This is a genomic window from Bacillus sp. FSL K6-6540, assembly GCF_038007545.1.
The window spans coordinates 4,552,776-4,567,663 of record NZ_JBBOXH010000001.1; the positions used below are offsets into that span (position 1 = coordinate 4,552,776).

The following is a 14,888-nucleotide window of genomic DNA, read 5'->3' on the forward strand; positions in this document are numbered from 1 at the left end:
ATATTCTATCTCTTCCCGGTCCGCTGACCGAACACCCCGTAAGCTTCCTCCCATAAGGGAGCATCCTGCGGCTCGTAGGTCTTGACCGGGAAGGATTCCCTAATGACTGCGCGCGCTTCCCATATATCGGACAGCTGGCCCTGCGCAATGAACTGTACGGCCATATTGCCGATGGCGCTGCCTTCCGCAGGCCCCGCCCATACCGGCTTCCCAATGGCGTTCGCCGTCCACTGGCATAATGTTTCATTATGAATGCCACCGCCTACCATATGCAAGCCCTGAAATTTCCGTCCGGACAATTCCTCGGTCAGCTCCAGCACATATCGGTATTGCATGGCCAAGCTTTCCATAATGCAGCGCACAAGCGCGCCCTCGTTCTGCGGAACGCCCTGGTTCGTTCGGGCCGCATATTCCCTTACCCGTTTCGGCATGTCTCCCGCAGGGAGAAACATGGAATCGTCCGGATCGATGAAGCAAGCAAATGCCGGCGCCAATTCCGCCATATGAACCAATTCGGGATACGAATACGACATCCCTTCCCGCCCCCAGGTCCGCTGACATTCCTGCAGGATCCACAGCCCCATGATGTTCTTGAGCAGCCGGTACGTGCCGTATGCGCCTCCTTCATTCGTGAAGTTCAGCTCACGGGCTCGTTCATGAATGACCGGCTGGTCGACCTCGGTCCCCATCAAAGACCAGGTGCCGCAGCTCAAATAGGCGAACGACCGCTCCAATGCAGGAACCGCTACCACGGCGGAAGCCGTATCATGCTCTGCAACCGCATAAAGCGGGATGGATGGAACCCCCAGCTCCTCGGTTACGGCAGGCCTTAACCCTCCGATATGGGTACCGGGTTGAACCACTGGATGAAATAACCCATGAGGGATCTTCAATGATTTCAATAGATGATCATCCCAGCTGGCCGAGTGCGGGTTATACAGCTGCGTCGTGGTCGCATTCGTGAATTCGTTCGCCATCTCGCCCGTCAAGAAATAGCGCAGCAAATCGGGGATCATTAAGAATCGCTCAGCCTCTTGAAGCAGATAGGGTTTCTTCCGTTGGAGCGAAGCAAGCTGGTACATCGTATTGAACGAGAGAAATTGAATTCCCGTCCGATCAAAAATTTCTCCAGGCGTCAGCTCCCGGAAGACCTGTTCCATCACGCCATCCGTGTGCGTGTCCCGATAATGATACGGATTCATGAGCAGCTCCCCGCCCCGATCCAGGAGACCGAAATCTACCGCCCAGGTATCAATGCCGATGCTCGACGGCAGGCGATGTTTCCCCTTCAGCTTGAGCAAGCCCTGTTTCATCTCATGGTAGATCCGTAAGATATCCCATTGAAAGCGGTCGCCGATTCGAACGGGATCGTTCGGGAATCGGTGAATTTCCGTCACGCCGATGGTGCGGCTGTTCAGCTGGCCCAGCATCGCCCTGCCGCTGCTTGCTCCCAAATCAAATGCAAGAACGCTCAACGCTCCCCAGCCTCCTTGTCAGATCATAATCAACGGTTCGGGCATGAACCCGATGACCATTCCGTCTATTCTCATGCCTGCGAACGCTTCAGCAATACGTCCTGTTCATACTGTTTCACTTCAGACAGCCACTCTTCTCTGACCGGTACTCCCAAACGTTCGCAGTAGTAATCCCACACCGCTCCGAACGGATAGGATTTAAACTCTTCGGTCAAAGCCAGGCGGGTCGTGTAATCGCCTTCAAGTTCAGCCTGCTTCAGCCGATCGACCGGTTCAAGCTTGGCGCGCAGCAGCGCCTTGATCGTATTGCGGGTTCCGATAACCCACGCGGCGATGCGGTTAATGCTGGCATCGAAGAAATCCAGTCCGATATGGGTAACATCCAGCAGTTGATTGCGCACCAGCTCGCGTCCGATCTCGGTCAGTTCATCGTCCATGATGACGACATGGTCGCTGTCCCAGCGCATCGGCCGGCTGACGTGAAGGAGAAGTCCATCGGTGAAAAGGGCGAGCGACGACAGTTTGCCGGCAATGCTCTCGGTTGGGTGAAAATGACCCGCATCCAGGCAGATCAGCTTGTTGTTCCGAATGCCATACCCCATGTAGAACTCGTGCGAGCCCACAACGTAGGCTTCGGAGCCGAGCCCGAACAGCTTGCTCTCGACGGCATCCAAATTCCATACCGGATTGATCTCCTCGGCAAAAATCTCATCCAGCGAATCCTTCAGCCGCTGTCTCGGTGCCATTCGGTCTACCGGCATATCCTTGTAACCGTCCGGGACCCAAATATTCGTCACGCAGGTCTGACCCAGCTGTTCACCGAAATAAGCTCCGATTCTTCGCGAAGCCTTGCAATGTTCAATCCAAAATTGACGAATCGCCGGGTCGGCATGACTCAGCGTAAACCCGTCCTTCGACTTGTCGTGGGAAAAGCAGGTGGGATTAAAATCGAGTCCGATCCCCTGCTCCTTGGCCCAATCCACCCAGGACTGGAAGTGCCTCGGCTCCAGCTGATCCAAATCAACGGACTCGTCGGTATCCGCATAAATCGCGTGGAGATTCACTTTGTGGGATCCGGGAATGAGCGACAACGCTTTTTCCAGGTCGGCCCTCAGCTGGTCCGGCGTTTCGGCTGCCCCGGGATATTCCCCGGTCACGGAGATGCCGCCGGACAGGTCCTGATCACGGAACAGGAATCCGCGAACATCATCTCCCTGCCAGCAATGGATGGAGATTTTGATGCGCTCAAGTTCCGTCAAGATTTGGTCCACATCGATGCCATGCTGCCCATAGAGCTGTTTAGCTTCCTCAAAGTTCCTTGCAACGTCCTGCCTCATCGCATATCCTCCCATATGAATGAGGACAGCCGGGTTGTATCAACCCAGCGCCCCATCTTAATAAGAATTCTTGATTCCTTGCGTTAGGTTGGTTACTCATTCTTTCGATTATCGAGTAAACGCTGCCGGTACTCCCCCGTCAATCGTCAGCATACAGCCGGTCGTCTTCGATGATTTGGACGAAGCAAAGTAAGCAATGCCTTCGGCAATGTCCTGCGGATAGATGTTCACGAGCAGTGTCGTGCGTTTCCGATAGTGCTCTTCCAGCTGATCCGGTTCGATCCCGTAGGCTGCAGCCCGCTCGTTTCTCCAGTTCGAGTTCCAGATCGCAGAGCCTTGCAATATCGCGTCAGGCAGGATCGTATTCACTCGGATGCCGTATTCCCCGCCCTCGGCAGCGATGCAGCGGGCCAAATGCGCCTCTAGCGCTTTCGCTGAGCTGTATGCGGTCACATTTTTTCCGGCATAAACGGAGTTCTTCGATCCGATAAACACCATGCTCCCGCCAATTCCCTGTACCTTCATCAAGGAGAAGGCTTCTCTGGCCACGAGGAAATAACCTGTGCCCAGCACGTTCATGTTCAGGTTCCATTCCTTTAGAGACGTCTCGTCAAACGGGCTGGACGTTGCAAGGCCCGCATTGTTCACGATAATATCGACACCGCCATAAGTTACGGAGGTTTCACGATAGGCGCGCTGCACGGCCTCTTCGTCGGTTACGTCCATTTTAACAGCAAATGCCCGATTCTCCCCGTACTTTGCATTGATTTCCTCGGCAACCTGCTGCGCGCCTTCAAGATTTAGGTCCGCCAGCACGACATGGGCTCCTTCGGCTACCAGCCTGCGCGCCGCGGCACTGCCGATCCCCCCGGCTCCCCCGGTGATAAAAGCAATCTGCCGCGAAAACTCCGCTTCGGCCGGTGCAAGGCTCAATTTATACAGCTCCAGCGGCCAATACTCCACGTTGTAGGATTCGTTCTCGCTCAGGGATACGAAGTCGCCGAGCGCCGTTGCGCCGCGCATGACCGCGATTGCCCGGTGATACAGGGCGCCGCTGACTTGCGACATCGCCCAGCTCTTGCCGGTGTTGATCATTCCGATTCCGGGAATCAGGATGACGCGCGGAGCCGCTTCGAAAATGACGTCGCCTTCATGATGGTTGCGTTCAAAGTAGGCTTGATACTGCGCTTTGTATGCCGCAATGCCCTCGATGAGCTTTGCCTTAAGGCCTTCGATATCTTCAGCGTTCGGCGTCCAATCGATGAAGAGGGGAACAACCTTGGTATGAACCAAATGATCCGGACAAGCGGCGCCTACTTGGGACAGCTTCGGCGAATCGATGCCGCCGACGAAGTCCAGCACATCGTCTTGATCATCGAAGGACAGGATCATTTTCTTCGCGTCGCTGACGGCTCCGCGTACGGCAGGCATCACTTCCGCAGCGATGCTCCGGCGGATTTCCGCGGCAAGCGGCGCATGCTTCCGGCCGCCGAACAGCTTGTCGTTGTTCACTCGGGCTTCAATGAAGGCTTCCGCTTCACTTATGATGCGAATCGTCTGTGCGTAACAAGCTTCCGAGGTGTCGCCCCAGGTTACAAGGCCGTGCTTCTCCATAAGCACAAGCTCGGCGTTCGGATTAGCCAGCACCCCTTCCGCGATCATCTTCGACAGCGTAAAGCCAGGGCGGACATATGGAACCCACACAAATCGATCGCCGAAAATTTCCCGGGCTAATTCTTTGCCGTTATGGGCGCAGCACAAGCTGATAATGGCATCCGGATGCGTATGATCCACATGCCGAAACGGCAAGAACGCGTGCAGCAGCGTTTCTATGGATGCTCGCGGGTGCTTCGCATCTACCATGCAATGACCCAGGTATGCCACCATTTCCTCATCCGACATCGAATCTCGTTCGAACAGCGGCCGGATATCCTCCATGCGCAAGCCTGTGAAATTGCCCGCTTTCATGGTGGCCAGATCGGATCCGCTGCCTTTCACGTACATTACCTCGACGTCGTTGCCGCGAAAATCCTGAATCGTTGTTTTACTGGATGTGTTGCCGCCGCCCCAGTTGCATACGCGCCGGTCAGCACCAATCAAATTCGAGCGATAGACAAGCTCATCCAATGTATTTTGTGCCTGCTGTGCCTTTGATTGTTCCCATAAGCTCTGAACCATGAAGCTTCCCCTCCGATTGACCATATGAATTTGCTTTCATTTGTTTCCCATATTAACACGCCCGTTTATTTTTGAATAGTATATTTTCAAAAATAAACAAAGATATTGTATTTGTTTGTTTGGTTTTCAATGCATATCCCGTACAAACAAAAAAAACAGCTCTTGTCAGAGCTGCTTTACGAACCGAGCTGCTATATTTGATTTATGAATGGTCCGAGCCGGAGCCCGCGGCCGCCATTTGATCCGCTTTTGCAATTCCTTCCAACAATGCATCACGGAATGCAATTTCATCCTCGTTGACGTAACCCGTGAATACGATTTCCGAGATGTCCTTATGGTTGAAAAAGATGTTGGAATCCGCGGTCAGATTTCCGTGAGGATAGAAGCAGGCAACGTAATCCCAACGCTTTAGCGTCTTGGAGTCGTTCTGCATCCGGCCATAGATCATCAGCGTCTGGTCCCAATCCTTGAACTTGACTACAGATCCGATTGGCAGCAGCTTCTGCTCCGTTTGCTCATGCTGTTCCATGTTGATCAACCCTTCATTATTTTTTTACCGATCCAATAGACAATCGACACTACGAGTGGTACGCCAATGAGAAAGGATAGGCAGATGACGGCTTTTTCCGCTGCCGCGTAACTCGTGTCCAGCAGATTCGGAATCACCGTGCCCAGAACGCCGACGATAGCAATAATCACCATTATGTATTTGAACCGTTTTTGTCTGTCGCTCATCGGCTGTGTGCCCCCTTCTATTTTACCGTAATCGCTCCGCCGACTCCGACGAGGCTTGCTCCCGGTCCCAACGGGATGTGGAACTTCAAGCCGCTCTTGCCCACCTCCGCGGATGCGCCGAGTACGCCCAGTGAAGCGGAACCTCCGATGTGCAGCTCTTTATCCGTCCAAGGAAGCGGAATATTCACGCCGCCCTCATATTTGTTTAATGTAGCCTCAGCTCCAACGCTAAGCGTACCGTCCTTGACCGCCGCCTCGACTTCGGCCTTCACCAGGCTAACCGATCCTTCGACATGATCATTCGCATAGCCTGCTTCAACAACAGCCCCGCTGGCATGCGCTCCTTCGGATAAGCTTGCTCCCGCGCTGCCTGTTATTGCTTTGGCATAAAGTCCATTCTCTTCGTGCTTGATTACGCTGCCTTCCACTTCTACTCCTTTGAGCGCTGCGTCCAGCGGGTTGCTTGAGGATTTAGCGGCCACGCCGGAAGTCTTGGATGCAGCGCCTGCCGCCGCAGCGATTCCCGCTCCGGTTGCCGCCCCGGCCATAATGCCCGCGCCTGCTACGGCTCCTCCAGCTGCAGCACCGTTCACCATTTCATCCGTGGAACGGAATTTGACGGAAATTTGCTTCAGCTCGGCGGATATCGTTTGCAAGCACTCCACAAACTTGAGCATCGTCGTCCTGGCATGCTGATAATCCCCGTAAAACCGCTCGCGGGTCATCCCTTCCCACTGACCTTCCATTTCGTGAATGCTTCGCTGGAGCCGCTGCACCAAATCGCCGCTAAGTTGCCCTGATTGGGCAAATTGCGCGGATACCTGCTCCAGCTGCTCGGGTGTAACTAATATTCGATTGGACATAAATACGGACGCCCCTTCTGTCTCGCCGCCCTGCTTCTTCAGGCAGTCTACAAACAAATTTCAATTCCATAAACTATTAAACCGATCTACCAAGCAATAACCACATTTTTCAATTTTAGTAGGTATACAGGAAAGGAACAATCAAGCGAAGGATTCATTTTCATCAGGTCCCGATCTAGTAAAAAAGCACTGACCTCCTCATTCCCCATGCGGAAACAGCCATCTCATCCCCGGCTTAAGCCCAGCCATGAAATCATCCCGGGGTACGGTGCCCATTACATCCCCAGCCCGTTAAAGCAGCTCCCGTTCTCTTGTACATTAGAAACAATTCATCTTTCCGAAAGAGGGTATTCATTATGAACCGACTTGCACGTGAAGCGGCCAGCGGGGCATACCGGCTGTATAAACAGGAGACATGGCTCATGCTGACGAGTCTGCTCGGCTTTTTGCTGGCCGGAATTTGCGGGGTATGGGTGCTGCTCCATGGCGGACCTGTCTCACCGGACGGAGATGTCTCCAAAGCCTTTTCCTTCAACGCGGCCCTGGGAATATTCATCCTATCAACCGCAAGCGTTCTACCGGTTTCCGGCATGCGGCCACGAAGCCAATCGATCTACCGCTGCTGTTACATTCCCCTAGTGTTGTTCTCCTACTTCGCCGAGACCGTACAACATTTCCGCGGCGTCGATCCGAGGTTCGTTCGGAACGGTTCATCCTTCGATCATGTCATCTCCACGATTTTTCCTGCCGTTGCGCTTCTGCTCATCGTGTTCTACCTGATCCTGGGGGCTCAATATTTCCGCAAGCGTGTAATAGAGGCCCATCCGGAGCTTGGTCTCGGCATCCGTTATGCCATGATCGCGGTGCTGGTATCTTTTGCGGCAGGCATCTGGATTTCCATCAACGCGGGTCGTTTCACCGGGATCGGCGGCAATATCATTTGGCTGCACGGACTCGGGTTTCATGCACTGCAGGCCATTCCTTTGGTGGCCTGGCTGTCCATGAGAAAATCCGTCAATGCTGCCGTCAAACCGATAATCATCCATATCAGCGGCCTCGCCTATTTATTCGGACTGATCGCCATCGGATGGCAGACGCTTCTCGGTTACTCCGTGGCGGAATGGTCCTTGCTGCCGATTCTGGCGGGCAGCTGTTTTCTCGTTGCCTTTACCCCTGTGATATGGCTGATCAGTCAATCCGATGCATCCGCCGAACCTTTCAACCGTACCCAATCCACGCGAAATTTATAAAATGGACATAGAAAAAGAGACAGTATGGGGCACCTTCCCCGACTGTCTCATCGAAAACTGCTGGCCTTGATCCATATCCTGATGTGGGTTTAGATAAATAAAAACGGAATGAGGAACAACAAGGCAATGGCTTCCCAAGCAAGCACATTGCCTGCGAAACCGTAGCCTCCATACGGTCCAAAACCGCCGTAGCCGTACGGTCCAAATGCGGACGTTTGTGCACCGCCTTTGGTCGACTTCGAAGATTTTCTGCCCTTTTTCCCTTTGGCGGACAATATATATGCGGATGGGTTCGCAAATTCGAGTTCAAGACCCCGATCATGTACACCGCGAATCGTCCCCACGACTTCCGTCCCATCATGCATGACAGCGCAAACGGTTTTACCGACGTAACCTTTGCATCCTTCTGCCGAAATTGGTATTGGCTGCAATCCTTCTCCCCCTCCCAAGCGTTTGTGTATTATATTCCTCCTGGGGAGAAGGCGGCAGAGATAGAAGTCCACGCAACCAAAATTCCGCCATTAACCTTACTTAATCGCTAGCCTTGCGGTAAGCCCTGGCCATGATATCTTCGTCGATCGCGCCTTGAAACCGTTCTGATACGATGCCGCCAGGCGAAATGACGTAGGTGGTCGGATAAGCCACCACCTCGTACCGCCCGGTGTTCTCACCATGCTGGTCGTACAGGACGGGAAAGGTGATGCCGTTCTTCTCAACAAAAGACTGTACCTCGCTCATGCTTTTTTCCAGGTGGGTCATATTGACGGCCAGTATGATAACATCCTCATCCTGATGTTTCTCGTAAAAATCCTGCATATAAGGCATTTCGACCTTGCAAGGGGGACACCAGGAGGCCCAAAAATTAAGGAGAACGGTTTGCCCGCGATAATCGGACAGCTTGATCTCCCGGCCTTCTGAATCGGTCAGCGTGAAATCCGGCGCGCGAAGCCCAGGCTTCAAACCTTCCGCTGCGATTTCCTGGCTTCCCTCTTGATGCGGCGGTGCGGCTGCTTCCCGCTCGCTGGCCGTGTTCGAAGTGAAGTCATAAATGACCCACGCGAAGAGAGCTGCCATCACGACCAGGACTGCCCTGTTTTTTCCTAATCCCAGCGTAAGGAATTGCGGCAGCGGTGCCTGAAAGCGAAGCCAGCTGACCGTCAGCAAGACGCCGAACATCAGAGCATAGAATAAAAAAGGCGTCACACTCGCACCATCCGCCCACAGCCACTGAAAGAGATACCCTGCCGTTCCGCTTGCAAAGGCCGATAACAGCGCCGATTTCAGCAGCAGGCCAGACTCCCCCCTCTTCCTGTTCCAGCGAAGTGCAGCGTAGACGATAGCGAGAACAACCCCCAGCCATATGCCCCTGACTCCCCCCGTCATGTAGATCAGCGAGGTCGGATGCTGGAGGGTGCGGATCGGATCGAATACCAGCATCCCGAATTTCCATGAGAGAAAACCTATGATGATGACGGATAAATAGGTGTCCAGGATCCATTCCCGCTGCGGCATCTCGCGCAAACGAATGCGAAGTGCGGCGAACCCGGCCGCGGCGCAGATCAGAAATATCACCATATCGGCTCGGATCATCAACGGACCTATCGGAATAATACTCAAATGCGAACCTCCTATAGTGCGGCAAAATCAAAAATCGAGTTACCCGCCGGGGTATATCTCCATCATAGTGGATTCTCTCATTAATGTAAAACCGAGCGAAGACCTTCAGGAAGATGAGCGGATTTGGTCAAGGGAACTCCAAAGCAGTGCCAATTCGGCATGTCTTTTTCCCCCGATGACAATCTCTTTTTGCTTCAGCTCTTGAGCGCCCATATATCTATAAAATTGCTCGGCTTTATTGCCTACCAGCACCCAAACCGACAACGAAGAATATCCTCTCGTTTGCAGAAATTCCTTCAACCTGGCAAATAGCCGTTTTCCCCATCCCTGCCCTTGAATTTCTTCCAAGAGATAGATCGCGTAGAGTTCTCCTTCATGGGAGATCTTCTGCTCTCGCTCCGTCCCGTACGACATAAACCCGTAAACCTTGCCATGTTCGTCTGAAATAACCAGTAGCTGTTCGTCTTCGGGCATATTGGCAAGCTTCCTGCGCCAGCCTTCTACGCGGTCCGCAACGGAAAGCTTTTGCAAAAAATCATCATCGACGATCCCCCTGTACGTCGTTTTCCAGCTGTTTACATGTACGCTAGCAATGCCTTCGGCATCTTGCTCATTTGCAATTCGAATCTGCATGGTCTTCCACTTCCTCCTGTTCCTCTCTTGATCTCTTGGTATTCGCGGAGAGGCTCGAAGATCCTCTTTTTATCATTGATTGCTTCATCCTGATGACGCCAAGCCCACAACTAGCATAAATAAAATGTATCGGATACCACATGGCGCTCGGATGCCCGTGAAAGGAGGGTCTGTACATGAATATAGCAATGATACGGCTTGAAGATATCGGCCCTGGCGGATGGTACGGGACGGAAGAACAACAAGCAAAGCTGCTTGTCATCGCAAAATTCCTGCACCAGCTGCAAATCCCCTTTCATCTGGCCGCTATTCCCCGATATGTTGATCCGGCGCAACATACGGACCGTTCGATAGCCGACCTGCAGGATGAAGCTTCCCTTCGGTTTGTGCGGCTGCTCCGCACGATGACAGCGCTCGGCGCCTCGCTTGGCATTCACGGCTATACGCATCAGTACGGGAGATCGGCAAGCGGCGACGGATTCGAATTCGCATATTCGGAATGCACCGCCGATTGTCCGCCGGATGATCTCCCCGAGGCTGTGGCTTCGCTCCTGCAGCTGCAGCAATCCTATGCCTATCGGCGGGTTCAGCTGGGGCATCAAGCGTTCCAAACGGCGGGCTTTGCCGCGGCCTGGTTCGAGACGCCGCATTATGCCGCATCGCCGGTTCAGCGGCAGATCATCGAGATCTGCAACGGGGTCCTGTACGAATCTCCGCCGGACGAACCGAATGCGAAGACAGCCGTGCTCCGGCACAACCCGGACGATCCGTTGACGAACGGAACGATCTATGTTCCCACGCCGCTTTATTATGTTTCAGGCCATAACATCGAAGCCGAAGTTGCTCAGATGGAACAGACTTTAAAAGATTTCACGGGTGAGCGCGAACTGGCCTCGTTCTTTTACCACCCTTATCTTGAATTTCCTTATATCCGATTCCTTGATGACGGCACCGTGCAGTATGACGAACACTCGCCGCTCAGAAGGATCCTTCGGTTCTTCGAGAGGGAGCGTAAATCGTTTGTATCCTTAACCTCCATCCTCCCCTTCATACCGGATTTCAGGGAAACCCGGCTGTCGGACAGGTTGAGTTTGAAGCGTCCCAAGTTTCTGCACGCCAAAAGAAACAAGCTCCCGAACCGATGGATCATTCGGGACGAGGCCAGCAACACATGGTACACCTTGGATCTTGGGATCCGGTCCCCCCTTAGAATCCATAATGGCATACATTCGATACGTCCGCTATTGGCCGACTGGCCGCCATCCCCTAGCGGCACCGCAATGACAGGCGATTTCGACGGCGACGGCTTTATCGATGCGGCAGTATGGCATGCAGAGCTTGGGATATGCCATGTGGCCTTGGGCGCAGGCAGCAGCCGTTTGGCACCTGACGGGTTTTGGCTGTCCGAGCCCGGAGTCCTGAATTGGAAATCCTTAACGGGAGATTTTAACGGGGACGGCAGAGATGATTTATTTCTATGGGATGACGTCACCGGTAAAGCCGCCATCGCTTACAGTTCCGGGGGGAGCTTTTCTCCTCCCCTTTTTCAGCATGAGGTTTCCTTACAGAGCAATGATATGATACCGTGCATCGGAGATGTAAATGGCGATGGCCTGGATGATCTGGTGGTGTGGAACTCCGCCTCCGGAGCATGTCAGGTCTGGCTAAGCAGCGGTACACGGCTTCGGAATGCCGGCGTTTGGTATTCCGGCGAGGATCCCTTGGGTTCGCCCCTGTCCGTGGTGTTAGGGGATGTCGATGGAGACGGGCTGGAAGATTTGGTTCTCGTTCAACCTGCTTCAGGGATGTGGTTCATCCTGTACAGCTCGGGAACGGCCTTCGGCAGGCAGGAAGAATGTTTTGGGCCATGGGCTGCCGGAGAACAGACGACGCCTTTCCTTGCTGATCTATCGGGCAACAGCCGCGTCAGTCTGCTGGCATGGTCACCGAATCGGCACGGCGGAACCCTGGACGCCGCCATCAATGCGAGGGACCGGACAATGGGATAAGTACATGTTATACTTCTATTCAAACCTATGCGGTTTGTTCTGTTAAGTTATATTTCAAACCTTATTCCTATGTTTGGAGGAAAAAATCATGGCACCCCCCAATACGGCCGGTTCAGCGGCACCGATCAAAATCGTGAAACCCAAGCTCCCCAAGCAGCTTGAGCCTGTGATCCTGTCCGATGCCGGCATTGACGACGAATCCTCGTTCGTTCAATCCGCTTGTCAGGACGAGACGCTTGTCTATGTTACGGCCAACAAGGTTCAGTTCGACCAAATGATCTTCGATAACGTGACGTTCCAGCACGTCACGCTCCATCATGCCGAACTGACGGACCTCGTGTTCAATCACTGCGACTTGTCCAATGTGGATCTCAGCGAGGCCATCATGTATCGGGTACAATTTAATCATTGCAAAATATTGGGGCTCGACCTGACGGCCGCCACCATCCGTAATGTCGTATTCGACCATTGTACGGGCGACTATGCCACGTTCCGGTTTGCCAACATGAAGCAGGTATCCTTCCAATCGACATCGCTCGTCAAATCGGATTTTTATCATTCCGAGTTAAGCAAGGTAGAGTTTATGGACTGCCAGATCGATCAATCGCAGTTCTCCGGCACGAAACTTGCGGGAATCGATCTAAGCCGAACGGACTTCCACCATATCGGCGCAACGCTGGAAGATCTTCAAGGATGCATTATATCGCCGCATCAAGCCATTCCGCTAACGAAAATATTCGGTCTTGTCGTAAAAGAATAACCTCTTGTCGCTCCATTCCAGTTCGGAATAGACAGGTTAGCCAGTGCGATATAGAGTTCCCGACACAGTGTAAAGCGGCTTACCCCGGGTCCAGTTGACCTTTGGGGTAAGCCGCTATTAACATGTGACGCAATATTATTGATCCAGGGTGTACTTCGGCAAATCAAGCGGAAGCGGTGCCGGGATGTCGCAGGTGCTGGACATCTCATACCGTTTGCCGTCATCTGAAGCATCATGGAACCCCCACATGGCTTCAAGCACATGATAGGCAAGCTCGCCGCTCGCTCGATGAGCTCTTCCGCTCCGGATGGCGTAGGCCATATCCGCAGGGCCGATCCCCCTCGTATTCTCGTTATACCCCGGAAGCAGAGGTTCTTCCGTCCACTCGGTTTCACCGGTCAATCGGTATTTTACCGGCCCGCCGAAGGTGTTGGGATCCGGAACGAGAAGCGTACCCTTGGTGCCGTAAATCTCAATATTAGGAAGCGTGCTGCCTCCGAACACATCGAAACTCGTAATCAGCGTGCCGATGGCTCCATTCTGAAAATCGATAAGTCCGGCTACATGCGTAGGAATGTCTACCTTAATCTTCTGCCCTTGCTTCTTCTCGCTGGTAATGGTCCGCTCCGCGAGCGCAGCGCCGGTCATTCCGCTAATACCGCGGATCGGTCCCAGCAATTGGACCAGTGCCGTCAGATAGTAAGGCCCCATGTCAAACATCGGACCGCCGCCGGCGGCATAATAAAATTCCGGATCCGGATGCCAATGCTCATGTCCGCGGCTCATCATGAATGCGGTTGCTGCGATCGGCTTGCCGATACGTCCATCCTCAATCAGCTTCAGGGCCGTTTGGATACCGGCTCCAAGGAATGTCTCGGGGGCGCATCCTACCAGCAGCCCTTTGGCTGCTGCCATGTCCAACACCGCTCTGCCCTCTTCCCGGGTTACGCCCAGCGGCTTCTCGACGTACACATGCTTTCCGGCTTCCAATGCATCCAGCATTATTTGCGCATGAAGGGCAGGAATCGTCAGATTAATGACCAGCTCAATTTCCGGGTCCGCGAGCAGCTCCTCGGTGGTATAAACATTCGGGATATTATATTTGGCGGCCTGTTCCTCGGCACGGGCTCGATCGATATCCGCACAGGCCGTCAGCTCCAGGATGTCGAACTTGTGGCAGTTTTCCATATAAATGCCGCTGATTTTACCGCAGCCGATAATGCCTACCTTTACCTTCTTCATGATCCCAGTCTCCTTCTGCCTTTATTGGCTGTCTCCCATGCCTGTGTAGCCCTGACCTTCGGTAAAGAAACTCATGTCCGAGCCGGCATACAATGACTTGCCCTCGGCGGCCCACAGCAGTCCTCTCCGCATCATTTCCTTCACCTGCGGCATGTCGACGATATCTGCATGATGACCTAGCGAATTGTAATACACCCGTCCGTATCCCCAGCGCTTCGTCCACGCCACCGGCATGTCAACCGCTTTGTTCAGCAGATGCGGTCCTGCCGCAACCGGAAAACGGGTGGTGGCCAGCACTTCGACGGCCGGATCCACATGCAGATAATACTGCTCGGATGCCACGGTGAAATCCTGCAGCCCTTCCACAAGCGGACTGGAGCTGGATTTGATCTCGACCCGGTACTCCACTCCGTCGTTTCCCGGATGCGCAACCCAGTTTCCTCCCGTCATGAACTGCCAGTCCACATTATTGCGGAAAGAATCGCACATCCCGCCATGGCAGCCGGCCAAGCCGGTTCCCTTCTGCACGGCAAGCGATACGTTCTCCACTTGCTGCTTCGATATTTCGCCCATCGTCCATACCGGCACGATCAGATCCAAAGCCTGCAGCTTCTCCGCATCGTTAAATGCATCCAGCGTGTCGGATACTTCCACTTCATACTGCTCGCCCCGAAGCATTTCCGCAAAAATGCCGGCAACCTGCTCCGGTTCGTGTCCGTCCCAGCCGCCCCATACGATTAAAGCCTTTTTCATGCGTAGCACTCCTTTTTTATGTGTCCGGCCAAGCCC

The 14,888-nt window shown here is 53.6% G+C and carries 14 protein-coding genes; 3 read left to right on the top strand and 11 right to left on the bottom strand.

Going from position 1 to position 14,888, the window contains the following annotated elements; translation table 11 throughout:
* Positions 1–5 precede the first annotated feature (5 nt).
* The 6 genes from MHH82_RS20000 to MHH82_RS20025 form a co-directional block, all read right to left on the bottom strand.
* Positions 6–1,475: a rhamnulokinase gene (locus MHH82_RS20000; RefSeq protein WP_340967607.1), complete on the bottom strand. Its 1,470-nt coding sequence runs from the start codon at positions 1,473–1,475 to the stop codon at positions 6–8.
* Between the two features lie 71 nt (positions 1,476–1,546).
* Positions 1,547–2,812, bottom strand: a complete 1,266-nt coding sequence (gene rhaA, locus MHH82_RS20005; RefSeq protein ID WP_251497072.1) for an L-rhamnose isomerase — start codon at positions 2,810–2,812, stop codon at positions 1,547–1,549.
* A 108-nt stretch (positions 2,813–2,920) separates the two neighbouring features.
* Positions 2,921–4,990 carry a bifunctional aldolase/short-chain dehydrogenase gene (locus MHH82_RS20010; protein ID WP_340967609.1) on the bottom strand — a complete coding sequence of 690 codons (2,070 nt, stop codon included), beginning with the start codon at positions 4,988–4,990 and terminating at the stop codon, positions 2,921–2,923.
* Between the two features lie 202 nt (positions 4,991–5,192).
* On the bottom strand, positions 5,193–5,519 hold the full coding sequence (locus tag MHH82_RS20015; RefSeq protein ID WP_192571381.1) for a DUF4176 domain-containing protein: 327 nt from the start codon (positions 5,517–5,519) through the stop codon (positions 5,193–5,195).
* A gap of 5 nt (positions 5,520–5,524) precedes the next feature.
* On the bottom strand, positions 5,525–5,725 hold the full coding sequence (locus tag MHH82_RS20020; protein ID WP_009593141.1) for a hypothetical protein: 201 nt from the start codon (positions 5,723–5,725) through the stop codon (positions 5,525–5,527).
* A 17-nt stretch (positions 5,726–5,742) separates the two neighbouring features.
* Entirely contained in the window at positions 5,743–6,588 is an 846-nt protein-coding gene (locus MHH82_RS20025; RefSeq protein WP_340967613.1) for a WXG100 family type VII secretion target, read from the bottom strand.
* Between the two features lie 356 nt (positions 6,589–6,944).
* Here MHH82_RS20025 and MHH82_RS20030 point away from each other — a divergent pair, with 356 nt between their 5' ends.
* Positions 6,945–7,838: a hypothetical protein gene (locus tag MHH82_RS20030; RefSeq protein WP_015736148.1), complete on the top strand. Its 894-nt coding sequence runs from the start codon at positions 6,945–6,947 to the stop codon at positions 7,836–7,838.
* 89 nt (positions 7,839–7,927) lie between these two features.
* Here MHH82_RS20030 and MHH82_RS20035 read toward each other — a convergent pair whose 3' ends face one another.
* The 3 genes from MHH82_RS20035 to MHH82_RS20045 form a co-directional block, all read right to left on the bottom strand.
* Entirely contained in the window at positions 7,928–8,269 is a 342-nt protein-coding gene (locus MHH82_RS20035; RefSeq protein ID WP_036661398.1) for a hypothetical protein, read from the bottom strand.
* A gap of 100 nt (positions 8,270–8,369) precedes the next feature.
* Complete coding sequence (locus MHH82_RS20040; protein WP_340967615.1) at positions 8,370–9,455, bottom strand: redoxin domain-containing protein; 1,086 nt, start codon at positions 9,453–9,455, stop codon at positions 8,370–8,372.
* 105 nt (positions 9,456–9,560) lie between these two features.
* Positions 9,561–10,088 (bottom strand): GNAT family N-acetyltransferase, encoded by a 528-nt coding sequence (locus tag MHH82_RS20045; protein ID WP_340967617.1) that lies wholly within the window; start codon positions 10,086–10,088, stop codon positions 9,561–9,563.
* 176 nt (positions 10,089–10,264) lie between these two features.
* On the opposite strand from MHH82_RS20045, the gene MHH82_RS20050 reads away from it, so the two are divergent.
* Both MHH82_RS20050 and MHH82_RS20055 read left to right on the top strand, forming a co-directional pair.
* Positions 10,265–12,097, top strand: coding sequence for a DUF2334 domain-containing protein (locus tag MHH82_RS20050; protein WP_340967618.1), 1,833 nt, complete (start codon positions 10,265–10,267; stop codon positions 12,095–12,097).
* A gap of 88 nt (positions 12,098–12,185) precedes the next feature.
* Positions 12,186–12,857: a pentapeptide repeat-containing protein gene (locus MHH82_RS20055; protein WP_340967620.1), complete on the top strand. Its 672-nt coding sequence runs from the start codon at positions 12,186–12,188 to the stop codon at positions 12,855–12,857.
* 135 nt (positions 12,858–12,992) lie between these two features.
* Here MHH82_RS20055 and MHH82_RS20060 read toward each other — a convergent pair whose 3' ends face one another.
* Positions 12,993–14,099 carry a Gfo/Idh/MocA family protein gene (locus MHH82_RS20060; RefSeq protein ID WP_015736153.1) on the bottom strand — a complete coding sequence of 369 codons (1,107 nt, stop codon included), beginning with the start codon at positions 14,097–14,099 and terminating at the stop codon, positions 12,993–12,995.
* 21 nt (positions 14,100–14,120) lie between these two features.
* Entirely contained in the window at positions 14,121–14,852 is a 732-nt protein-coding gene (locus MHH82_RS20065; RefSeq protein WP_340967621.1) for a ThuA domain-containing protein, read from the bottom strand.
* Positions 14,853–14,888 lie beyond the last annotated feature (36 nt).